Origin of the sequence: Actinoplanes sp. CA-015351 (assembly GCF_050955685.1) — a bacterium.
Lineage (GTDB): Bacteria > Actinomycetota > Actinomycetes > Mycobacteriales > Micromonosporaceae > Actinoplanes.
On sequence record NZ_CP192102.1, the window covers coordinates 5701321 to 5723786 of the forward strand.

Genomic DNA, 22466 nt, shown 5'->3' on the forward strand with positions numbered 1-22466 from the left:
GGTCAGTCGCGGTCGACGAACGCGGCCCAGCGGTTCTCCTCCGGCGGACGCCGTCCCCCACCCTCGGCGGGGGCGGCATCGCCGGCGGCCGCATCACGCGCCACATCACCACGCGCCACATCACCATCGGAGGCGTCGGCCGCCGGGTGGGGCGCCCTGGCTGACAGCAGCGCCGCCAGCGCCGTGGTGATCGGCACCGCGGCGACCAGGCCGATCGTGCCGACCGCGCTGCGCACCAGCTCCTGCGAGATCAGCTGTGAGGTGAGCAGCTCGCTCACCGGCGTGTTGCCGGCCGCGAACAGCAGCATCAGCGGCAGCGACGCGCCGGCGTACGCCAGCACGATCGTGTTGATCACCGAGGCGATGTGCGCACGGCCGATCCGGGTCGCGGCGCCGTAGAGCTGCCGGAAGCCGTACCGCGGGTTGGCGACGGCCAGCTCGGCGACGGTGGCGGACTGGGTAACGGTGACGTCGTCGAGCACACCGAGCGAGCCGATCACGATGCCGGCCAGCAGCAGGCCCTGCATGTTGACGTCGCCCTGGGTGATCGTCAGATAGTTCGACGTCTCGTCGGCCACCCCGGTCAGGTGCACGGCGGCCGTCGCCGCAGCGGCCAGCACCGCGGTGATCGCGAGGCTGGCCAGGGTGCCGGCCACCGCGATCGTGGTGGTCATCGAGAAGCCGTGCGTCAGGTACAGCACGATCAGCATGATCGCGGCGGCGCCGACGACCGCCACGGCGACCGGCGAGCGACCGTCCAGGATGGCCGGCACGATGAAGAAGAGCAGGATCGCGAACGTGACGGCGAGCCCGCCGAGCGCGGTCAGCCCGCGCCACCGGCCGAACGCGACGACCGCGAGGGCGAACGCCGCGCCGAGCAGCCACAGCTGGGTCGACCGCTGATGGTCGGTGATCGAGTACTCGCGGGTGCCGTCCTCATTCTCCAGGACCATCAGCGTCACGTCGTCGCCCGGACCCACCTCGGGCGCGCCCGGGCCACCGGGGATCTCGCTGGTGACACCGGTGCCGTCGTCGAGCGTGACGGTGACGGTTCCGCAGCCGGTCAGCGGCGTCTCGCCCTCGGGCACCTCCGGGCAGGCCTCCGGCGTGACCGCGACGATCCGGCCGAACGCCCGCTCCGGCCCGGCGCCCTCGGTGGACTGCGGGGTGTCGCGCGGCCAGAGCAGCAGCATCCCGAGCGCGGTGATCAGGACGGCAGGCACCAGCAGCCACAGGGTGATCCGGCGGGCACGGGCCGACATCGGCTGTGCCGGGCCGGCGGTGTGGTGATGGTGGTCGTGGCCGGCCTGGTTCATCTCACTCCTCGTCACGGGTCGGCGATGCTCCCGCCGAACCGCGGGCCGGCGATACCTTCTGCCGAACCGCGGGTCGGTGATGCTTCTGCCGAACCGTACCCAAGGAACCTTTTTCAGCCGCGGGTGTTCCCCTTCTCCGTGGAGTGGGCCTTGCGCGCCCGGTCGGTCGGCGTGCGGCCGAACACCAGCCAGAAATCGGTGATGGCGAGGCTCAGCACGGGACGCCGCCCGGCCAGGTATCCGATCGGGCCCTCCGGCTCGACCTGCCAGGCCGCGGTGGTCGTACGCAAGCCGCCCCGGCCTCGCACCGGTGTGCGCCGGACCGTCTCGCCCACCGCTTGGGCGACAGTGAGTGCCAGCGGGAAACGGCCCGGAAGCCGCCCTTTCAGCCGGACCAGCGCGGAGCCGATGCGCCGGCCGCCGGGCGCCACCGCCGCCTGCGCGTCGACAAGCGGTTCGTTCTCCGCGTCGATCGTGAAATCGGCCATCTCTTTCGGGATGCCCCAGAGCCGCCGGCCGCCCTCACGGGAGGCGAGGCTGTCCACCCAGATGTCGGTGATGCTGACCCGGGGACGGCCGCGCTCGTGCACCAGCACGGCACTGAGCAACTCCTGGTAGTGCAGGACGCCGCCGGGCTCGTACCGAACCCAGGCGGCGCCGACCGCGACCCGGCCGCCGACCGTGATCGGCTGGACCGCTGTGTCGAGGACCGGGGGGAGCTGCGGCAGCCTGCCCCGCGGGACGAGGAAGACCGAGAGATACATCTGGCCGCGCAGATGCCAGGGCTCGGGCGGGTACATGGCCTCTACATTGACAGCTGTCGGTCAGTAGCGGAAGCGGGAGACCACCCGCTGAAGCTGCGCGGCGGTGATGTTCAGGGCGTCGGCGGCGGTCCGCGTCTCGCCGACCGTGTCGGTGGTCCGGCGGGTCGCGTCGGAGACCGTCGTGATCGTCGCCGCGATGTCGCCGGCACTGCTGGCCGCCTCGGACAACGTCCGGTTCATCTCCTGGGTGGTGGCGGTCTGCTCCTCGACCGCCGAGGCGATGGTCAGCTGGAGGCCGTTGATCCGCTCGATGATCGTCGAGATCTCGGCGATCGCGGTGACCGCGCCGCTGGTGTCGGCCTGGATGGCCTGGACCCGCCCGGAGATGTCCTCGGTGGCCTTCGCCGTCTCCTGGGCCAGGTCCTTCACCTCGCCGGCGACGACCGCGAAGCCCTTGCCCACCTCACCGGCACGGGCCGCCTCGATGGTGGCGTTCAGGGCCAGCAGGTTGGTCTGCTCGGCGATGCTGGTGATCACCTTGACCACGGTGGCGATCTCCTCGGAGCTCTCGCCGAGCCGCGCCACGATCGCGTTCGTCGCCGAGGCGACGTTGACGGCCTGCGCGGCGACCTCGGTGGCCTCGGTCGTCGAGACGCTGATGTCGCGGATCGCCGAGCCCATCTCCTGGGAGCCGGCCGAGACGATCTGGAGGTTGCCGGAGACCACGTCGGCCGCCGAGGCGACCGTGCCGGCCTGCGAGGACGCCTGCTGCGCGGCGGCGTCCACGGCGATCGAGACCGAGCTGAGCTGGCCCGCCGCGCTCTGGATGGTGTCGGCGTTGCGGGCCACCTGGACCACGTCCTCGCGGAGCCTGCCGATGCCCTTGTCCAGGGCGGCGGCCATCCGGCCGATCTCGTCCTGGGTCTTCACGCCGGAGGTGCGGGTCAGGTCGCCCTCGGCGAGGCCTTCGGCGATGTGCGAGACACCGTGCACGGTCTCGCCGACCCGGGCCGCGACCCGGAACCCGATCAGCAGGCTGAGCAGCACACCCGCCACGAGCAGGCCGGCGATCAGGTACGCGGCGTTGCGCCCGGACTTCTCCGCGGCGGTGATCTGGGCCTCGGCCATCGCCGTCGCCTGGTCCTGCAGCGCCACCTGGTCCTCGCCGAGGGCGTCGTGCAGGGTGGTGTACTCCTGCAGGGCCGCGGTCAGTTCGGTCGCCGACGCCGTGGAGCGGTCGGTGCCGACGAACTCGACGAACGCGTCCCAGTCGGTGTTCGCCTTGGCCACCGTGCCGTCGCCGGGCAGAGCCGCGTCGAGGGAGTCCAGGGCCCCCTCGACGGCCGCCTTGTTCGCCTCCATGCCGGCCAGGAGCTGCTCGGCGATGTTCGGGTACAGCTGCACCGCCGAGACGCCGCCCACGTACGCTTCGATGTTCTTGCTGAACGTGCCGACCGCGTTCGCGATCGTGATCGACTGCCGCTGAGCGGTGGCCGCGTCCTGGTTCAGCTCGTACACGGTCTTGATGGCTACCCCGCCGACGATCAGACCGCTGACGGTCGCGACCATAGCCGCAGAGCCGATCTTCGTACGCAAGGACCGGTTGTCGAACAACCCGCCGATACCCATCACACCTCCCGGAGCCTCCGATCATTCTCGGTACGCCGGAGACCCCGATGAGTGGAACTTGGCGGATTTGCCCACTGAGAACCTATTTTGCGGTAACGGCATTCAGTGCTCTGAAAATCAACGCCGTCGAGGTGGCTCCCGGGTCCTGGTGTCCGACACTTCGCTCGCCCAGGTACGACGCCCGGCCCTTGCGCGCGCGCAGATCGACGGTGGCCCGGGCGCCCTGCTCGGCCGCCCGTGCCGCGTTCTCGGCCGCCGCCGCGAGGTCGTCACCGGTGAAGGCGTCCACCGCGGGCTGGAACGCGTCCACCATGGTCGCGTCCCCCGGATCCGCCTTGCCGAGTTTCCGGACCGCCTCCAGCCCGGCCCGCAGTCCGGCGGCCAGCTCCGGCGCGGTGACCGACGGGCCGGCCGGCAGCGCCTTGCCCAGCGCCCGGAACGCGCTGCCGTACAGCGGGCCGGACGCACCGCCCACCTTGGAGATCAGGGTGGTGCCGGCCTTCACGAAGACGTCGCCGACGCTGTCGAACGTGCCGGCGTCCAGGGCCGCGATCACGGCCGTGAAACCCCGGCTCATGTTCACCCCGTGATCGCCGTCCCCGATCGCCGCGTCGAGCCGGGTGAGCTCGCCGGCCGAGGCCGCGACGGAGTCCGCCGCGGCCCGCAGCCACGCGATGGCGAGATCCACCTCCACGTCAGGCACCCCACCGCAGGCCCGGAGTGGACACCGGAGCGTCCCAGAGCTGCAGGAACTCGTCGGTCGCCTTGGTCACCGTGATCGACAGGCCGGCCATGTCGAGGCTGGTCACGTAGTTGCCGACGAGGCGCCGGGCGACGGTTATCCCGCGCGCTTCGAGCAGCTTCACCAGCGTGCCGTAGACCAGGTACAACTCGATGAGCGGTGTGCCACCCAGCCCGTTGACCAGGACGATCACCTCGTCCGGCGCGGCCAGCGGCTTGGCTTCCAGGATCGCGTCCAGCGCCGCGGCGACCAGGTCGTTCGCCGGGCGCAGCTTCTCCCGCCGGCGGCCCGGCTCGCCGTGGATGCCGACGCCCGCCTCGATCTCGTCGTCCGGCAGGTCGAACCCGGGACGGCCGGCGGACGGTGTGGTGCCGGCCGTCAACGCGTACGCGAAAGAGGCCGAATGGGTGTTGACCTCGCGCCCGATCGCCGCGACCTCGGCCAGTTTGCCGCCCTCCTCGGCGCGCGCCCCGGCGATCTTCTCGACCAGCAGGGTGGCGCCGGTGCCGCGCCGCCCAGCGGTCCACGTCGAGTTCTCCACGGCCACGTCGTCGTCGACCAGAACGGTCTCCACCGCGATGTTCTCGTCGGCGGCCATCTCGGCGGCGAGCTGGAAATTCATCACGTCGCCGGTGTAGTTCTTCACGATGTGCACGACGCCGGCGCCGCCGTCGACCGCTGTGGTGGCGGCGAGAATCTGGTCCGGAACGGGCGACGTGAAGATCTCGCCAGGGCAGGCGGCGTCGAGCATGCCGGGGCCGACAAAACCGCCGTGCAGCGGCTCGTGGCCGGAGCCGCCGCCGGAGACCAGCGCGACCTTCCCGGAGCGGGGTGCGTCAGCGCGGGCGATGTACTGCTCGGCCGCGTCGACGCGCAGCTCCGGATGAGCGGCGGCAAGCCCGGCGAGCGCTTCGGCCACCACGTCGGCGGGATCATTGATGAATTTCTTCACGGCCGGCTCCTCCCAGTCGGGCGACGGTGCCCGTGGGATCAGCATCGTCGCGTTGAGCGATTCGGCCAACCCTTTCGGTGACTAACATCCATGGACATGGCGCTTGTCGGGATCGTTCTCGTGTCACACAGCGGAAAACTGGCCGAGGGGGTGCGCGACCTGGTTCGCCAGGTCGCGACCGAAGAGGTGCGGGTGGAGCCGGCCGGCGGCACGCCGGACGGCTCGCTCGGCACCGACTTCGACGCGGTCTCCGCGGCGATCGAGCGGGCCGACTCCGGCGCGGGCGTGCTGGTCCTGGCCGATCTGGGCAGCGCCGTGCTGACCACCCGGACCGTCCTGGAAGACCTTCCACCCGGTCCGGTCCTGGTCGACGCGCCGTTCGTGGAGGGCGCGGTGGCGGCCGCCGTGATCGCCTCCACCGGCGCCGGCCTCGACGAGGTCGTGGCAGCGGCCGAGGAGGCGCGCGATGTCTCCAAGTTCTGAGATCCCGGTGGTGCTGCCCGCCGCCTTGCACGCCCGGCCCGCGGGCGCGGTGGTCCGGGTCGCGGCGGCCTTCCAGGCCACCATCGAGGTACGCCATGACGGCCGCACGGCGAGCGCTCGCAGCGCACTGCGCCTGATGTCACTGGGCGCTCGTGAGGGAGCCACGGTGACCGTGCACGCCGACGGCGACGACGCGGTCCTGGCGGCGACAGCGGTGGCCGAGATCCTGCGAACGGCTTCGTAAGTTTCGAAGCTTTCCACCTGCGCGATCAACTACTGAACCGGTTGAGGTTTCCGGAACATGTCGGTAACGTTTCGATGGGCGTCGATCCCCACGCCGCCCATCGTCCCCTACTGGAGTTCCCCATGAGACGAACACTCGTCCTGCTGACGGCGGCCGCACTCACCGCCGCCGGCGTCGTCGCCCTCTCCCCCACCGCCGACGCTGCCTCGACCCTGGGCGCGTCCGCCGCCGAGAAAGGCCGCTATTTCGGTACGGCCGTGGCCGCTTACAAACTCTCCGACTCGGTCTACTCCGGAATCCTGAACCGGGAGTTCACCTCGGTCACGCCGGAGAACGAGATGAAATGGGACGCCACCGAGCCGTCCCAGGGCACGTTCAGCTACACCGGCGCCGACACCATCGTGAACCGTGCCATCGCCAACGGCCAGAAGGTCCGCGGGCACGCCCTGGCCTGGCACTCGCAGCAGCCGTCCTGGGCGCAGAACCTCAGCGGCACCGCGCTGCGCAGCGCCATGGTCAACCACGTCACCCAGGTCGCCACGCATTACAAAGGCAAGATTGATTCCTGGGACGTGGTGAACGAGGCGTTCGCGGACGGCTCGACCGGCGCCCGCCGGGACTCCAACCTGCAGCGCACCGGGAACGACTGGATCGAGGTGGCGTTCCGTACCGCGCGCGCCGCCGACCCGGCCGCCAAGCTCTGCTACAACGACTACAACACCGACGGGCAGAACGCGAAGAGCAACGCGGTCTACGCCATGGTCCAGGACTTCAAGGCCCGGGGCGTGCCGATCGACTGCGTGGGCTTCCAGTCGCACTTCAACGCGGCGTCCCCGCTGCCGAGCGATTACCAGGCGAACCTGCAGCGGTTCGCGGACCTCGGCGTCGACGTGCAGATCACCGAGCTGGACATCGAGGGCTCGGGCACCGCTCAGGCCAACTCGTTCGCCGCGACCGTACGGGCCTGCCTCGCGGTGACCCGGTGCAACGGCATCACGGTGTGGGGCATCCGGGACACGGATTCGTGGCGGGCGAGTGGCACGCCGCTGCTGTTCGACGGCAGTGGCAACCCGAAGGCCGCGTACACCGCGGTGCTGAACGAGCTGGGCGGGACGACAACCAGTCCTTCACCCTCGGTTTCGGTCTCACCCAGCGTGAGCAACCCGCCCACCGGCTCCGGCTGCACGGCGGCCACCTCGGTGAACGCCTGGACCGGCGGCTTCGTCGTGACGGTGAAGGTGACCGCCGGCGCGGCCCGGATCAACGGCTGGACCGTCGGGCTCTCGCTGCCGGCCGGCTCCGCGATCACCAACACCTGGAGTGCCACGGCGAGCGGCTCGACGTTCACGAACGTCAGCTACAACGGCAGTGTGGCTGCCGGCGCCAGCACCGAGTTCGGTTTCCAGGGCACCGGCACCGCCCCGTCCGGGACGCCGACCTGCACTGCCCGCTGATCTGCCGCCTTTCAGCGCTCCAAGATCGCCACGACACCCTGGCCACCTGCCGCGCAGATGGAGATCAGGCCCCGGCCCGATCCCTTCTGCGCGAGCAGCTTGGCCAGGGTGGCCACGATCCGGCCGCCGGTCGCGGCGAACGGGTGGCCCGCGGCCAGCGACGAGCCGTTGACGTTCAGCTTGGCGCGGTCGATCGAGCCGAGCGGCGCGTCCAGGCCGAGTTTCTCCTTGCAGAACTCCGGCGACTCCCAGGCCGCGAGGGTGCTGAGCACCTGTGACGCGAACGCCTCGTGGATCTCGTAGTAGTCGAAGTCCTGCAGGGTGAGCCCGTTGCGGGCGAGCATCCGCGGCACCGCGTAGGCCGGGGCCATCAGCAGGCCCTCGTCGCCGTGCACGTAGTCGACAGCCGCGGTCTCCGAGTCCTTGATGAAGGCGAGCGCCGGCAGCGAGTGCGCCGCTGCCCACTCCTCGGAGGCGAGCAGCACCGTCGAGGCTCCGTCGGTGAGCGGTGTCGAGTTGCCGGCCGTCATGGTCGGGTTCTCCGTGCCGTACACCGTCTTCAGCGACGCGAGCTTCTCGATCGTGGAGTCGCCGCGCAGGTTCTGGTCCTTCGTCAGCCCCAGGTAAGGCGTCAGAAGATCATCGAAGAAGCCACTCTCGTACGCCGCCGCGAGCCGCTGGTGTGACGTGAGCGCCAGCTCGTCCTGCGCCTCCCGGGTGATCTGCCAGCGCAGGGCGGTGATCGCCGCGTGCTCACCCATCGAGAGCCCGGTGCGCGGCTCCGAGTTGCGCGGCTGCACCGGCTGCAGGGCCTGCTGCGGACGCAACTTCGCGGCGGCCTTGAGGCGGGCGCCGAGCGTCCGCGCCCGGTTCATCTCCAGCAACGCGTGGCGCATGTCCTCGTTGACCTGCAGCGGGGCGTCCGAAGTGGTGTCCACGCCACCGGCGACGCCGGCGTCGATCTGCCCGAGGGCGATCTTGTTGGCGACCAGGATGGCGGCTTCCAGGCCGGTGCCGCAGGCCTGCTGGATGTCGTACGCCGGGGTCCGCGCGTCGAGGCGGGAGCCGAGCACCACCTCGCGGGTCAGGTTGAAGTCACGGGAGTGCTTGAGCACGGCGCCCGCGACGACCTCGCCGAGCTGCTCGCCGGCCAGGCCGAACCGGGCGATCAGACCGTCCAGCGCAGCGGTCAGCATGTCCTGGTTCGAGGCTTCGGCGTACCGGCTGTTGGACCGGGCGAACGGGATCCGGTTCCCGCCGAGCACCGCCACACGCTTGATGTCCGGCACGACTATCCTCCACATCGAAAGCACTTCGGTTACTCACGGGTAGGCTACCCGCATGGCTGACAGGTACGCGAACTTCGCCAACTCCGGACTCGGCCGGACCGTCGTCAAGCGGCTCGGGCTTCCCGATCCGCCCCGGCTGCGGCGTCACCAGGCGGGAGATCCGCCGGCCGACGGACCGGTCCTGGTGGGTGCGGCGCCTGACGGCCGGCTCTCCGAGCCGATCCGCAAACTGCTGGGAGACGCAGGCGTCCAGGTCGCCCCTTCCTTCACCGAGGGTACGAGATATGCGGCGCTGATCTTCGACGCCACCGGCATCGCCGACTCGTCGCAACTGCGCGCGCTGTACGACTTCTTCCACCCGTACGCACGCTCCCTGAAGGTCTCGGGCCGCGTGATCGTGCTGGGCACCCAGCCTTCGGGGTTGGATGCGCGAGAGGCGACCGCGCAGCGGAGCCTGGAGGGTCTGACCCGCAGCATCGGCAAGGAGTTCGGGCGCGGGGTGACAAGTCAGCTCGTTTATGTGGCGCCCGGCGGTGAGGGTGGGCTCGAGTCGACTCTGCGGTTCCTGCTGAGCGGGCGCTCGGCCTATGTCTCCGGGCAGGTCATCCGGATCGACAGTGGCTCGGTGGACGCCCCTGCGGACTGGGAACGGCCGCTCGACGGCAAGCTCGCCCTGGTCACCGGCGCGGCCCGGGGCATCGGCGCGGCGATCGCCCGCACCCTGGCCCGGGACGGCGCCGAGGTGATCGCGCTGGACGTCCCGGCCGCCGGCGACGCTCTCGCCGACGTGGCGAACTCCTGCCAGGGCCGCGCGCTCCAGCTGGACCTGACCGCCGGCGACGCGCCTGCCCGGCTGGCCGGTTACCTCGCCGCCGGACCACACGCCGGCGTCGACATCGTCGTGCACAACGCCGGCATCACCCGGGACAAGACGATCGCCCGGATGTCCGAGGACCACTGGGACTCGGTGATCGGGGTGAACCTGACCGCGCCGTCGCGGGTCAATGACCTTCTTCTGGAGCGTGGCCTGATCCCGTCCGGCGGGCGGATCATCGGCGTCGCGTCGATCGCCGGAATCGCGGGCAACCGGGGGCAGACGAACTACGCGACCAGCAAGGCCGGTGTGATCGGCATGGTGCAGTCGTACGCGCCCCTGCTCGCCGACCGGGGCATCACGATCAACGCGGTGGCGCCCGGCTTCATCGAGACCGCGATGACCGCGAAGATGCCGGTCGGCCTGCGCGAAGCCGGCCGCCGGCTGAACAGCATGTCGCAGGGCGGCCTCCCGATCGACGTCGCCGAGACGATCGCCTGGTTCGCGTCACCGGCCTCGGCCGCGATCACCGGCAACGTGGTACGGGTCTGCGGCCAGAGTTTGCTGGGTGCCTGAGATGGTGGCGGTCGTCGAGCTGAGTTCCGGACCGGGGACGACGGCTTCCTACGCCCGGGCCGCGCTGGGCATGCTCCCGGGCACCCGCCGCGGCTCGACCTTGCCGGACGTCGAGATGGTGCACCGGGGTGTCGTGGTGGACCGGTCGCATCTGGCCGCTTATGACCGGGTGTGCGGTTTCCGGCTGTCGGATCGGTTGCCGGCCACCTATCCGCATGTGCTCGGATTCCCGCTGGCCATGCGCCTGATGACAGCGCCGGACTTCCCACTGCCGCTGATCGGGCTGGTCCACGTGACGAACCGGATCACGGTGTCGCGGCCGGTGTTCGCGGATGAGCGGCTTGATCTGTCGGTACGGGCGGTGGAACTGCGCGACCACGCGCGGGGCCGCCAGTTCGATGTGGTCACCACCGCTTCGGTGGGCGGGGTGCAGGTGTGGCGAGAGGTGTCGACGTACCTCCGCATCACGGGGCCGGGCAGCGCGGGCAGCGCGGGTTCCTCAACATCGGATATTTCGGATTTTTCCGTAATTCCCGGCGGTGCGGTGTGGTGGGTGCCGGCCCGGGTGGGCAGTGATTACGCCGCTGTCTCCGGCGACCGCAACCCGATCCACACGTCCCGGGTATGCGCCAAGCTCTTCGGCTTCCCCCGCCCGATCGCCCACGGCATGTGGACCAAGGCCCGCTCACTGGCCGCCCTGGAGGGCCGCTTGCCGGAGTCGTACACGGTGGACGTCGCCTTCAAGAGCCCTCTCCTGCTCCCCGGCAAGCCGTCGTTCACGGCGGCCCTGGCCGGCGCGGGCTGGGAGTTCTCACTCAGATCGAAACGCCCCCACCTGACCGGCAGAATCACCCCCTGACCGGCAGAATCACCCCCTGACCGGGCAGAGTCCGGCTCCAAGATCCGCCAGACGCCCCGGCCAGCTCCACACCGTTCGTGACAGAGAGTGGACCGCGGCGCCTGAGGCCCAGCGGCTCGGCCCTCGCTGGCGGTTCTCGGGGGGCGGCGGCGGGTAGTCCCTGGCCCGGTTGGGGACGGTGAGCTGCGCAGGCCCGGCCCGAGCGGCGTAGACGGGATCACACTTAACCGCTCGGTGCGGTCTCATCCACGCCATAGCCGGGACGCCAGCACACACACCGACTACGTGCGCCCTGATCACCGCTGAGCGGCGCTTCCGTGCGCCCGCGTCTCGGTTGCGGCAACCCGACCAGCATTGGGCGGGAGGGCCGGATCGGGATCCGGCCCGCCCGGCTACCGGCCGCTCGTTCGACGCGAACAGGGATCACGCGAGATCACCATGAGCTGCGAGACATCGCCCACGACCGGCTCGCGCCTACGGTCGCGTTTGCCGCCTCCACACGACCACAAGCACGAGCACAAGCTGGCCGCGCTTCGCTCAGCTGTCACCTGCGGCTGCCAGCTGTCGTGCATGGCGGCCGTGAGTGACAGCCGGACGGAGATCAGCCGCCGCACAAGCAGCCGCCCACGCAAGCAGCCGGCCCGCGAGGTGGCGGACCCCGAGCAGCCGACACCCGCGCCGCGGCCTGGGCGGTCACGCCACAGACCGGGCGGGCACGCCGCAGACCGGGCGGGCACGCCACGAACCGGGCGGCCAGGCCACGCCGCAGACCGGGCGGGCACGCTGGGGGCGGGTGTTTGGGTTTGGGGGTTGGGGTGGTTGTCAGGGGCTTGGGGTGACCTTAAAGTTACCGGCGAGTTAACCCGCTGCCGGAAAGGCTGATCCGACGTGGAGTTCTGGCTCGACCTCAATGAGGAACAAAACGACCTGCGTGAATGGGTGCACGGCTTTGCCGAGTCGGTGATCCGGCCTGCGGCGTCCGAGTGGGACGAGCGGGAGGAGATGCCCTGGCCGGTGTTGCAGGAGGCCGCGAAGATCGGGCTCTACGGGTTCGAGTTCCTGGTCAACACCTGGTCGGACACGTCCGGGCTCAGTCTGCCGCTCGCCAACGAGGAGCTTTTCTGGGGTGACGGCGGCATTGGGATGGCGATCTCCGGGACGTCGCTCGCGGTCGCTGCGATCTACGGATCGGGTACGCCCGACCAACTGGTCGAGTGGGTTCCACAGTGTTTCGGTGACGCCGCCGACCCCAAGGTTGCCGCGTTCTGCAGCACCGAGCCGGAAGCCGGATCGGATGTGGCGTCGATGCGCAGCCGGGCGGTTTACGACGAGGCGTCCGACGAGTGGGTGCTGAACGGGCAGAAGGCGTACGCCACCAACGGCGGCATCGCCAATGTGCACGTCGTGACGGCGAGTGTCGACCCGAGCCTGGGTTCCCGGGGGCAGGCCGCCTTCGTGGTGCCGCCCGGCACGAAAGGGCTGGCCGCCACCCGCAAGCTGAAGAAGCTGGGCCTTCGCGCCTCGCACACCGCCGACGTCTTCCTCGACGATGTGCGGATTCCCGGCAGCTGCCTGCTCGGCGGCAAGGAAGCTCTGGACCGGCGCCTGGCCCGAGCCAGAGAAAAGCAGAGCACCCCTGCGGACCGGACGAAACGGTCCGGGCAGGCCGCGATGCGTACGTTCGAACTGTCCCGTCCCGCAGTCGGCGCACAGGCGCTCGGCATCGCCCGGGCCGCGTACGAGTACGCCCTGGAGTACGCGAGGACCCGTGTCCAGTTCGGCCGTCCGATCATCGAGAACCAGGCGATCGCGTTCGCCCTGGCCGACATGCGTACCGAGATCGACGCGGCGCGGCTGCTGGTGTGGCGGGCCGCGTGGATGGGCCGCAACGAGCGGCCGTTCGCGGCGGGCGAGGGTTCGATGTCGAAGCTGAAGGCCGGCGAGGTGGCGGTCGCCGTCACCGAGAAAGCGGTGCAGATCCTCGGCGGCGCCGGATATCTGCGTGATCACCCGGTGGAGCGGATGTACCGGGACGCCAAGATCTACACGATCTTCGAGGGCACGTCGGAGATCCAGCGCCTGGTGATCGCCCGAGCCATCTCCGGAATCCAGATCCGCTAACCCCTCCCCGCCTCGATCTTGTTGAGTTCTCCGGAAACGGTGCGGACGAAATCAACAAGATCGCGGACAGGGTCGCGCCGGTGGTCAGCACGACCAGGTCACGGGAAGGGCGGGTGAGCGAGAGGAGACACTGTCATGGATCTGCCCTTCATCGCTGCCACCATGGCCCGGCGTGGTCTGCTCATGCCGGGCAATCCAGTACGGATCGTCCGGCAGTTCGGCGCGCTCGGCCGCTGGGGTTTCGGCCTCGCCGGCGAGCTGCGCCAGGCCGCCGCCCGCAGCCCCGAGCGGCTCGCGGTGATCGACGACGAGCGCCAGGTGACGTACGCCGAACTGCTGGCCGGCTCGGAGCGCACAGCAAGCGCACTGAACCTGAGAAGCGGGGAACGCGTCGGCCTGCTCTGCCGCAACTCGGCCCGGATGATCGAGGCGCTGATCGGGATCACGTCGATCGGCGCCGACCCCGTGCTGATCAATACCGGTCTTTCCGCCAGTCAGCTCGCCACCGTCGCCAAGGACCAGGACCTCAAAGTCGTGATCCACGACGAGGAGTTCGCGCCACAGCTGGCCCTCGTCGAGAACACCGAGAAGATCCGGGCGGACAAGATCCAGGCGGGAAGGAGCAAAGACCTGCTCCCACCGGCAAAACCCGGCCGGACCATCGTGCTCACCTCCGGCACCACCGGCACACCGAAGGGAGCGCGACGGCCCACCCCCGGCGGCTTCCGCCCGCTCTGCTCGGTGATCGACCGGATCCCGCTGCACGCCGGTGACCGGATCCTGCTGGCCGCGCCGCTCTTCCACACCTGGGGCTTCGCCGGACTCCAGATCGCCCTGGCGTTGCGCGCGACGATCGTGCTGCATCGTCGCTTCGACGCCGCCAAGGTCCACGAGTCACTGATCCGCAACGACGTGGATGCGCTGATCGGCGTACCCGTGATGGTGCAGCAGCTGATGGATCTCGGAGAGCGAGAGAGAGTCACCAGCCTGAGAGTGGCCGCGGTGAGCGGCTCGGCTCTGCCGGGTGGCCTCGCCACCCGGTTCATGGACCGGTACGGAGATGTCCTCTACAACCTGTACGGCTCGACCGAGGCGTCCTGGGTCTCGATCGCCACACCGGCGGACCTGCGGGCCGCGCCGGACACCGCGGGCCGGCCACCGTTCGGGACAACGGTGAAGATCCTCGACGAGGACGGCAGCGAAGCGCCCACCGGCACGATCGGCGGCATCTTCGTCACCAACGAGATGCTTTTCGACGGATACACCGGACAGGAAGCCAAAAATCCGGAAAAAAGCTTGCTGGAAACCGGCGATCTCGGCCACCTCGACGACACCGGACGACTCTTCGTCGACGGCCGCCAGGACGACATGATCGTTTCCGGCGGCGAGAACGTCCACCCCGCCGAGGTGGAAAACCTCCTCGCCGGCCTCCCCCAGATCCGCGAGGCCGCCGTGATCGGCGTCCCGGACGACCAATACGGGCAGCGCCTGGCCGCCTACATCGTCCTGCGCGACGGCGAGAAGCTGGCCCCCGACGAGATCCGCGACCACGTCCGCCGGCACCGCGCCCGGTTCTGCGTCCCCCGCGACGTGATCTTCCTCGACACGCTGCCCCGCAACGCCACCGGCAAGATTCTCGCCCGGGAACTCCGCGACTCCGGACAATAATTTTCTGCAAATTGCATATTTCACCTCACGTGTGGACCTCGACACCCTGAGTGACCATCGTGGACTGATGCAGTTGCTCTTGAACGACGAATTCGACGAGATCTTCCGCGGTTTCCAGCGCGAGGCCTTCCATCTGGAGGTCGCCGACGTCTACGAGACACCTGGGGAGACCGAGCCGATACGCCGATATCTCGCCGGCGAGCCCGACGACTTCGAGTGGCAGCAACCCTGGCTCAACCTGGTCCGGCAGACCACCGGGTCCGGGCGCACCGTGCGGCGGCTGCGCGTGGTGACCGAGCCGCATGGGGATTACACCCGCTGGCTGCTGAGCATCTCGCACCTGAACGCCGACGCCGGCGAAGTGATCCGCTGGCTGCCCCGCGCCGAGCTGAACGGGCTGCCGATCGCCGCCGACGATTACTGGATCTTCGACGACCGGCGAGTGGTGTTCACTCTCTTTGCCGAGGACGACCTGGACATCTTCGGCGCGGCGACCGACGACCCGGCGATCGTCGGGCATTGCGTGCGGGTCCGCGACGCGCTCTGGCCGGTCGCGGTCCCGCACGACGCCTACTCAAAAAGATGGAATGGCATCAAGCGCTGACGTCCGACCGCCGTTTCGCGTCGTCACGATGCGGCAGTGTGGCCGGATCGGGCAGGTCGAGCAGATCCTCCTCGGGCGCGGCGATCAACCCGCTGCGATGCGCGATCAACCGCCCGGCCGAGACCAGGTCGTCGAGCATCTGGGCGAGCCGGGACGCGCCGGCCCGGTTGCCGCTCCAGCCGAACAGCCGACCGGCCGCCGCCAGCAGGTCCTCCCCCTCGACCAGGCCGGCGTCGAGCACCAGGTATTCCAGGGCGAGCTGCAGCTCCGGCTCGGCGACCTGGTCGGGCTTGCGGTTCACCCCGTCGGCGGGTACCCGGACGGCCGGGATCGGCGAGTCGGGCGCGGTGACGAACGTGCCGTCGAATCCGGCGCTGGACGAGCGGATCGCCGTTTCGATAGCGGTCTTCACCCCCTGGGTGAGCCGGCTGATCCCCCACGCCTCGCGGATGCGCCGGGTCAGGACCTGCAGATGCACCGGACCCTCAAGCTCGGCGACCCGCTCGACGGCCTGCACGAGCAGGGCACGGGCCACGTCGTCGTTGGCCCGCGCGCTGGCCGGCAGCTGGCCGACAGTGGCGCGCTCGTAGGGCAGTGCCCATTCCGGGCGCGGCACCGGGCGAATCGCCAGCAGCTCCTCGTCCGCTTCGGCGAAGACGTCCGGGACGGCCAGGGCGTTCTCGATGGCGACTCGCAGCCGGGCCTCCTCCTGCGCCCGGTCGCGGTACCACGGGACGCTCCAGATCCGGTGCAGGCTCCAGCCGAGGCTGTGCAGCACCTGGTCGCCGAGGCGGTCCCGGTCGCGGGCCACGGGGGCGGCCTGGCCAGGTCCGTCGCACAGGACTCCGAGCACGTACCCGGTGTCGTCGGCCTCGTTTGCGCGTACCCCGACCGCGACGCGACCTGGACCGACGCCCACCTGGGCGTCCGCCGCGAAGCCCCAGCCGGTGATGGTTTCGAGGACGGAGTCCTCGAGCGCGGTGGAGATCTGGTCGCCTCGCTCACCCGCAGTGGATCCCGAGGTCGCGTTCTCCAGGTACGCGGAAAGCTTGCGCTCGCCCTCCCCGGCAGGTTCGGCGCGCGCCGGAATGGCGCTGACCACCTCGACCCGCTGGCGGGCCCGGGTGATCGCGACGTTGAGCCGGCGGGCGCCGGTGGGGCCGGCGGCCGCTTCCAGCGAGGCACCGGTGGCCAGGATGATCACGTCGCGTTCGTCGCCCTGCGCGGTCTCGGCGTCCTTCACGAAGACGTCGCCGAGGAACCGTTCCAGGTCGGGGTCACCGGCGAGGGTCGTCTCGACGGCGTCGGCGATCGTGTCGGCCTGCCCGGCGGTCAGCGTCACCACACCGACCGAGAGGGTGGGCCGGTGGTTGAAGTGGTGGACGACCCGCTCGGCCACGTAATCGGCCTCGCTGCCGCCGTGACCGACGCCGAAGAGTTCGACGCCGATGTCCGGCCCGGGCGGCAGCGCGCCCGGGAACGTGACCAGCCGGCCCTGGTAGAACGCCTGGTTGGCGAAGTCGATGAGCGACTCGTGGCGGCTGCGGTAGTGCCGGGTGAGCCCGACCCGGGTGAAGGCGCCGCAGTCGTTCGCGACGACGAGCGCCGACGGCTGGTCGCCGGTCGGCGGCAGCTGGGCATCGTCGCCCACGATGATCAGTGAGGTACCGCGCCGGGCGCAGGAGACCAGCGCGGCCGGCGTCATCCGGGACGCCTCGTCGATGATCACGACGTCGAAGCGGGCCTGGTCCGGTAGGAACCGGCCGGCCGCGGCGGGCGGCATCAGGAAACACGGCTTCAGCGCGGCAGCGGCCTCCCAGACCTCGCCGAGGAGCTGGCGTACCGGGAGGTGGCCCTTCTGCTTCTGCCCCTCGGCGCGGATCAGCGCGATCGTCGGCGGGGTCTTCTTCGGCGTCTTCGGCCGGCGGCGCTGAACGGCCTGGATGACCGCGCTCGCGGCGTCCTGGAGCAGACCGGCGTCGAGCCGGCGGAACTCGTCGACAAGCTCGTTGCGGTCCGCGGCGGCGAGCGGTTCCAGCCGCTCGTCGGAGGCGACGACGTCCTCGGCCCATGCCCGGTACGCGGTCCGCTCGATCACGTCCGGCACCAGATGCACGTCGACGGCGTGGTCGGCGCAGAAGTCCACGACACCGTCGAGGCCGTGTTCGGCGAGGATCTCGCGGGCGTCCAGGTAGTCGAACCACTCGCGCTGCCCGGTGTCGTCCTCGCGCAGGTCACGCAGCAGGTCACGAGCGGTCTCGTAGCGGTCGAGGGTGGTGGCCAGCCGCACCTGGCGGGCCGGGCCGAACGCGTCGAGGATCCGCTGCCGGGCCTCCTGCCAGGCGGCGATGAGCGGCAGCAGGTCGGACGGCCGGCTGCCGCCGCTGCTCAGCGCCTGCATCTGGTCGGAGTTCAGCGGCGCGTCCGTCCCGGTGCGCAGGGTCCGGGCCCGCGCCGTCCAGTCGATCGCCTCGCCGAGCGCCCGCAGGTCGGTCCGCCGGCCCTGGTACGCGTCCCCGAGCGCCACCCGGTACCCCGCCGAAGCGGCGTTCAGCGCGTCCTCGGCATCCAGGACGGCCTGCCGCGCCTGAAGGACCGTCCGGGCCTCGGCGACGTTGAGGTCCCGGCTGACCGCCCGGCCCAGCTGGTCGAGCAGCGTCGCGGTCTCACTGAGCGGGCCGACCTGGGCACGCAGCCAGGCGATGCCGTCGTGCACGGTGCCCTGCCCCAGCTCGGGACGGGCCGCCGGTTCCGGTTCCGGGCGCAGCGTGGACCGCCAGTGCCGGAACACGTCCCGGGCCTCGGTCACCGCGAGCAGCAGCTCCTCGTCGTGCCCGGTCTCCGAGGTGACATATCCGATCACGGCGGGCAGCGCCTCGGTCGGCGCCACCCGCAGCACCTCGGCCGCGGTCTCCAGGGCCCGGCCGACCGCGCGGAAGTCGGTGTCGAGCCGCTTCCAGTACCGGCCGAGCGAGGAGCCGTGCTGCCGTTCCGCCGCGACCAGGCCCTCGTGCGCCCGCCGCCAGGCGACGGCGAGGTCGAGGTGCACGACGGCTTCGTCGATGCTGACGTCGGGCCGGGTGAATCCGGCGACCGCCTCCTTGTCGCGCCGGTGCGGCGCGAGCAGCTTGCGGGCGCCGCGGTGCACGGTGGCGAACCGTTCGGCCAGCTCCTCGACGGGTTCGCGCAGCACCGCGTCGGTGAAGTACGCGTCCGCCTCGGCACGCGCGGCCGAGACGGCTTCGACGTGCCGGCGCAACTGGGCGGCGGCGCCGTGCACCGCGCTCTGCGCGCCGGGGCTGAACCAGGCGGTCAGCGGCTTGTCCGGCCGGCCACCGAGGTCAGCGATGAGGGTGACCAGCTCGACGTCGGTGAACATCACGACGTCCGGCAGCCGCAGCCGGGTGGTGACCCGGTCCAGGCGCCGCTGCTGGTGCTCCAGCTCGTCGGCGTCCGCGGCGAACCTGCCGGCCAGGGACTTCGCGTCGGCGGCGGTGAGCGGTTCGAGGCGTACCGCCGGCGGGATGAGCCGGGGCGGCTCGGGGATGCGGCCGGCGTCCAGCGGCGCGGCCAGGGTCTCCCAGCTCACCCCGGTACGCGCTTCGGCCTGCTCGACGGCCCTGGTCACCTCGTCGAGCAGCCGTTCCAGGTCTTCGGCGGCCTGGCGTACCGGCCGCAGGGCCATCGTGGTGAGCCAGGCGTCCTGGACCTCGGGCGGCCGTTTGGCGGCGTGTTCGGCAGCCTCGGCCAGCGCCGGGGCGTCGGACGGCAGGCGCAGGTGGAACGCGGTGGCGATGGCCGCGTTCGGGGTGGACGCTCCGGCCAGGTCGTCGAGGGCGATCTGGGCGAGCTGCAGTGCCTCGTCCAGCGATTCCTTTTCCAGGACCTCACGCCACCGGAAACCACTGCGCTCGTTGGCGGGACGCCAGGCGGCGGTGAGGTTCTCGGCGGCGGCGCGTACCCGGTCCAGGGCCTCGCTGGTGAGAGCGGCCGCACCGATGCCGGCGGTCGGGGCGTCCGGCAGGTCGTTCAGCCCGGACAGTGCGCCGACGACGTCGTGCAGGCTCTTGCCGAGCGGTTCGCGGATCTCGTTGACGGCTTGCGCGTACGCGTTGAGCTTCTCCCGTGCCGCCCGCAGCGCCTCGCGTTCGTCGCCGGGCATCCCGGGCGCCGGCGCGGTCGGCGCCGCGTCCAGGGCGGCGGCAAGGGCGCTCGCCACGCTCCGCCGGGAGATCTTGGATCCGTGCAGGTCGAGCAGGTGGTTGCCGAGCCCGGCGGCGGAGAGCCGATGCTGGACGGTGTCCAGTGCGGCGGCCTTCTCGGAGACGAACAGGACGCGTTTCCCAGCGTGCGCGAGTGCACCGATCATGTTGGCGACGGTCTGCGACTTGCCGGTTCCGGGCGGGCCGTCGATGACGAAGCTGTGCCCTTCGAGCGCGGCCGCGACGCAGGCCCGCTGGTCGGCGTCGGCGTCGAGCACCAGCGGGGTGTCCTCGGGCGGCGCCAGGGTGTCGATCTCGGCGGCCGTGATCGGCGCGAAGGTGAACGCGTTCGCGGTGCCGGTGGCGAGGGCGCGGACGACCGGGTGGCCGGCGGCGGCCTGCTCGTTGACCGCCAGGTCGCGGCGGATCTCCTCGGCGGCCACGTCGAAGCGGGCCAGCACGAGAGTGTCGTCGGTGCGCCAGCCGGGCTTCTCCGCGATCTGAGCACGCAGGGTCGCGATGTCGATACCGATGGTGATGCCGAGCCGCGCCAGCCGGGTGGCGAGCGCCGGGTTCGGGATCGGGTCGCCGCTGCCGGCACGCAGCCGGGGCACGTCCTCCGGGCCGAGCGCGACCAGCTCCACGGGCACCAGCTGGATCGGGCTGGCGTAGCCCGTACCGTCGCTGTCCTGCCAATGCAGCAGGCCGGCGGCGAGATGCAGAACCTCGACCCCGCGATCGGCCTGTTCGGCAAGTGCGTGCCGGCGGAGCCGGCGCAGCAGCGGGTGCAGCACCTCGTCCGGCAATTCGACGCGCAGCTGATCGGCACCGAACGCCACGTCCCGGCCCTCGCTGAGAGCGCCGAGAACGCCGGAGGCGTCCGGTGCGACGATCTCGACGAGGTCGGCGCCGCCGCGTGGCAGGTTGAGGAGCCGGTTCGCCGGACCTGGTTCGCCGATACCGTCGCGCCAGGCCGCAAGCGCCGCCCGGGCGTCATCGCCCGGGCCGGTGGGTCCTTCAGCATCATCCGGCCGCATGTGCCCATTCCAGCAAGGCGGCCGGACGAATGCTGGCGATTCGCCCGAATATCGACTCAGTTGCGGCGTCGAGCGACCAGGACAGCGTCGTGAATCGTGATTTCCCGGCCTTCCGGGTCGGTGTGCGGCCTCGGCCGGGCCTCGGCCGCGACGATCTCCCACAGCGACGGGTCGAGCGTCGCGGCGATCTCCTCACCGGTGAAGAGCATGTCCGGGAAGTGCATCCGGCCCACGGTGGTCGCCAGGTCGGACGGGTGGTGACCGACGATCAGCAGGGTTCCGCCGGGTGCGACAGCGCCGGCCAGGTGCGCGTACAGCTCCTGCCGCGCCTGCGGCGGCAGGTGCATGAACTGCGCCGAGACGAGATCGTACGCCGCAGCGGCCGGCGCATCCTGGCGAAGATCAGCGTGGGTGAACGTGATCCGGTCGGCGACACCGGCCGACTCGGCGTGCCCGGCGGCGCGGCTCAGTGCCACCGTCGAGATGTCGGTCGCGGTGACCTGCCAGCCTCGCTGGGCCAGCCAGACCGCGTCGGCGCCCTCACCGGAGCCGACGTCGAGCGCCCGTCCGGCGCTCAGCTCGGTCGCCTCGGCCACCAGCTGCGGGTTGGGCCGGCCGCTCCAGACGGCGTCCTTGCCCCGGTACCGCTCCTCCCAGGCGTCCTCCTCGAACATCGTGGCGATCCGGTGCCGGTACGCACCGACCGCCTCCCGGGTCTCCTCCGCGATCAGGTCCAGGTTGATCATCGCGCCGGTTGTCTGCGCGGCCGCTGCGGCAACCGCCACCGTGGCGCCCAGGTTCGTGACGTTGCCGGCCACCCAGACGCCGGGGACCGCTGTGGCGCCGTTCGGGTCGGCCGGGATGTGGCTGCCGAGCACGGCGCCGTTCATCTCGAACTCGGCAGCCTTGAGCCCGAGCGACTCCAGAACGGCCGAACGCGCCACGAACCGGGGGCCGACCGCGATGGCGTCCAGCGCGATCACGGCACCCGAGGCGAGCCGGACCCCGGTGAGGCGGTCGCCGGTGACCTGGACCGCGGCGATCGTCTCGGCCACCACCGGCATCCCGCGGGCGGCGAATTCCTCGGCCTGCTCGGAAGCGGGCGCGGCGCCGCCGTTGAGCAGGAGGAGCACGTGCGGGCTGAGCTGGCGCCACATCTGCGCCGCGTGGAAGGCGAGCGGGCCGCTGACGATGACGCCGATCCGCTGGTCGCGCAGTTCGTACCCGTGGCAGTACGGGCAGTGGGCGACGTCGCGGCCCCAGCGATCGGCCAGGCCCGGAATGTCCGGGAGCTCGTCGACGAGGCCGGTGGTCACCAGGAGCCGTCGTCCGGTGACCTGGCGGCCGTCGTCCAGCGTGACCGTGAAGCCGTTTTCCCCTCTGAGAGCCGAGATGACGGTCGCGGTCACGAATTCCGCGCCATATCCGGAAATTTCCGCTCGGCCCGCCGCGAGAAACTCAGCCGGCGCCTTCCCGTCGAAACCCAGCACGTTGTGCATGTGAGCCGCCGGGGCGTTACGCGGCTCACCGCTGTCCACGACGAGCACTGACCGCCGGGAACGGGCCAGCACCATCGCCCCGCTCAGCCCGGCAGCGCCGCCACCGATCACTACGACGTCGTACGCATCCTGCTGCATCGGTCTTCCCTCCGTTGCCCTGACTACTCGCTCACCGTGCCTCAGGATCCCGAGAATCAGCAACTATTGTTGCCG

Annotated in this window: 16 protein-coding genes; 8 read left to right on the top strand and 8 right to left on the bottom strand. The window is 70.8% G+C overall.

The genetic code is table 11. The features are described from left to right. Positions 1–2: 2 nt before the first annotated feature. The 5 genes from ACQP2E_RS26030 to dhaK form a co-directional block, all read right to left on the bottom strand. Entirely contained in the window at positions 3–1331 is a 1329-nt protein-coding gene (locus ACQP2E_RS26030; protein WP_433825563.1) for a YibE/F family protein, read from the bottom strand. Positions 1332–1429: 98 nt separating this feature from the next. Continuing rightward, a complete protein-coding gene (locus ACQP2E_RS26035) occupies positions 1430–2116 on the bottom strand; it encodes an acetoacetate decarboxylase family protein (RefSeq protein WP_433825564.1) in 687 nt (228 codons plus the stop codon). A 24-nt stretch (positions 2117–2140) separates the two neighbouring features. Then, positions 2141–3709, bottom strand: a complete 1569-nt coding sequence (locus ACQP2E_RS26040) for a methyl-accepting chemotaxis protein (RefSeq protein WP_433825565.1) — start codon at positions 3707–3709, stop codon at positions 2141–2143. An 82-nt stretch (positions 3710–3791) separates the two neighbouring features. After that, on the bottom strand, positions 3792–4403 hold the full coding sequence (gene dhaL, locus ACQP2E_RS26045; RefSeq protein WP_433825566.1) for a dihydroxyacetone kinase subunit DhaL: 612 nt from the start codon (positions 4401–4403) through the stop codon (positions 3792–3794). 1 nt (position 4404) lies between these two features. Next, positions 4405–5403 (bottom strand): dihydroxyacetone kinase subunit DhaK, encoded by a 999-nt coding sequence (gene dhaK, locus ACQP2E_RS26050; protein WP_433825567.1) that lies wholly within the window; start codon positions 5401–5403, stop codon positions 4405–4407. A 96-nt stretch (positions 5404–5499) separates the two neighbouring features. On the opposite strand from dhaK, the gene dhaM reads away from it, so the two are divergent. From dhaM to ACQP2E_RS26065, 3 genes are all read left to right on the top strand, one after another. Next, positions 5500–5886, top strand: a complete 387-nt coding sequence (gene dhaM, locus ACQP2E_RS26055; RefSeq protein ID WP_433825568.1) for a dihydroxyacetone kinase phosphoryl donor subunit DhaM — start codon at positions 5500–5502, stop codon at positions 5884–5886. Continuing rightward, positions 5870–6130, top strand: coding sequence for an HPr family phosphocarrier protein (locus tag ACQP2E_RS26060; protein ID WP_433825569.1), 261 nt, complete (start codon positions 5870–5872; stop codon positions 6128–6130). The genes dhaM and ACQP2E_RS26060 overlap by 17 nt, the downstream gene beginning before the upstream one ends. A gap of 122 nt (positions 6131–6252) precedes the next feature. After that, entirely contained in the window at positions 6253–7584 is a 1332-nt protein-coding gene (locus ACQP2E_RS26065; protein ID WP_433825570.1) for an endo-1,4-beta-xylanase, read from the top strand. Positions 7585–7595: 11 nt separating this feature from the next. On the opposite strand, the gene ACQP2E_RS26070 is transcribed toward ACQP2E_RS26065, so the two are convergent. Then, the gene (locus ACQP2E_RS26070; RefSeq protein ID WP_433834056.1) at positions 7596–8873 is read right to left on the bottom strand and encodes an acetyl-CoA C-acetyltransferase; all 1278 of its coding nucleotides are present in this window, start codon (positions 8871–8873) and stop codon (positions 7596–7598) included. A gap of 52 nt (positions 8874–8925) precedes the next feature. Here ACQP2E_RS26070 and ACQP2E_RS26075 point away from each other — a divergent pair, with 52 nt between their 5' ends. The 5 genes from ACQP2E_RS26075 to ACQP2E_RS26095 all read left to right on the top strand — a co-directional run bounded on the left by ACQP2E_RS26075 (position 8926) and on the right by ACQP2E_RS26095 (position 15515). Beyond that, positions 8926–10263, top strand: a complete 1338-nt coding sequence (locus tag ACQP2E_RS26075) for a 3-oxoacyl-ACP reductase (protein ID WP_433825571.1) — start codon at positions 8926–8928, stop codon at positions 10261–10263. A gap of 1 nt (position 10264) precedes the next feature. Next, positions 10265–11122: a MaoC/PaaZ C-terminal domain-containing protein gene (locus ACQP2E_RS26080; protein ID WP_433834058.1), complete on the top strand. Its 858-nt coding sequence runs from the start codon at positions 10265–10267 to the stop codon at positions 11120–11122. 888 nt (positions 11123–12010) lie between these two features. Then, the gene (locus ACQP2E_RS26085; RefSeq protein WP_433825572.1) at positions 12011–13243 is read left to right on the top strand and encodes an acyl-CoA dehydrogenase family protein; all 1233 of its coding nucleotides are present in this window, start codon (positions 12011–12013) and stop codon (positions 13241–13243) included. Positions 13244–13378: 135 nt separating this feature from the next. Further along, positions 13379–14911, top strand: a complete 1533-nt coding sequence (locus tag ACQP2E_RS26090) for an AMP-binding protein (protein WP_433825573.1) — start codon at positions 13379–13381, stop codon at positions 14909–14911. A gap of 67 nt (positions 14912–14978) precedes the next feature. Further along, entirely contained in the window at positions 14979–15515 is a 537-nt protein-coding gene (locus ACQP2E_RS26095; RefSeq protein ID WP_433825574.1) for a DUF6879 family protein, read from the top strand. Here ACQP2E_RS26095 and ACQP2E_RS26100 read toward each other — a convergent pair. Beyond that, positions 15505–20754: a DUF3320 domain-containing protein gene (locus ACQP2E_RS26100; RefSeq protein WP_433825575.1), complete on the bottom strand. Its 5250-nt coding sequence runs from the start codon at positions 20752–20754 to the stop codon at positions 15505–15507. The two genes, ACQP2E_RS26095 and ACQP2E_RS26100, sit on opposite strands and share 11 nt — an antisense overlap. A gap of 56 nt (positions 20755–20810) precedes the next feature. Further along, positions 20811–22391 (bottom strand): FAD-dependent oxidoreductase, encoded by a 1581-nt coding sequence (locus ACQP2E_RS26105; protein ID WP_433825576.1) that lies wholly within the window; start codon positions 22389–22391, stop codon positions 20811–20813. Positions 22392–22466 lie beyond the last annotated feature (75 nt).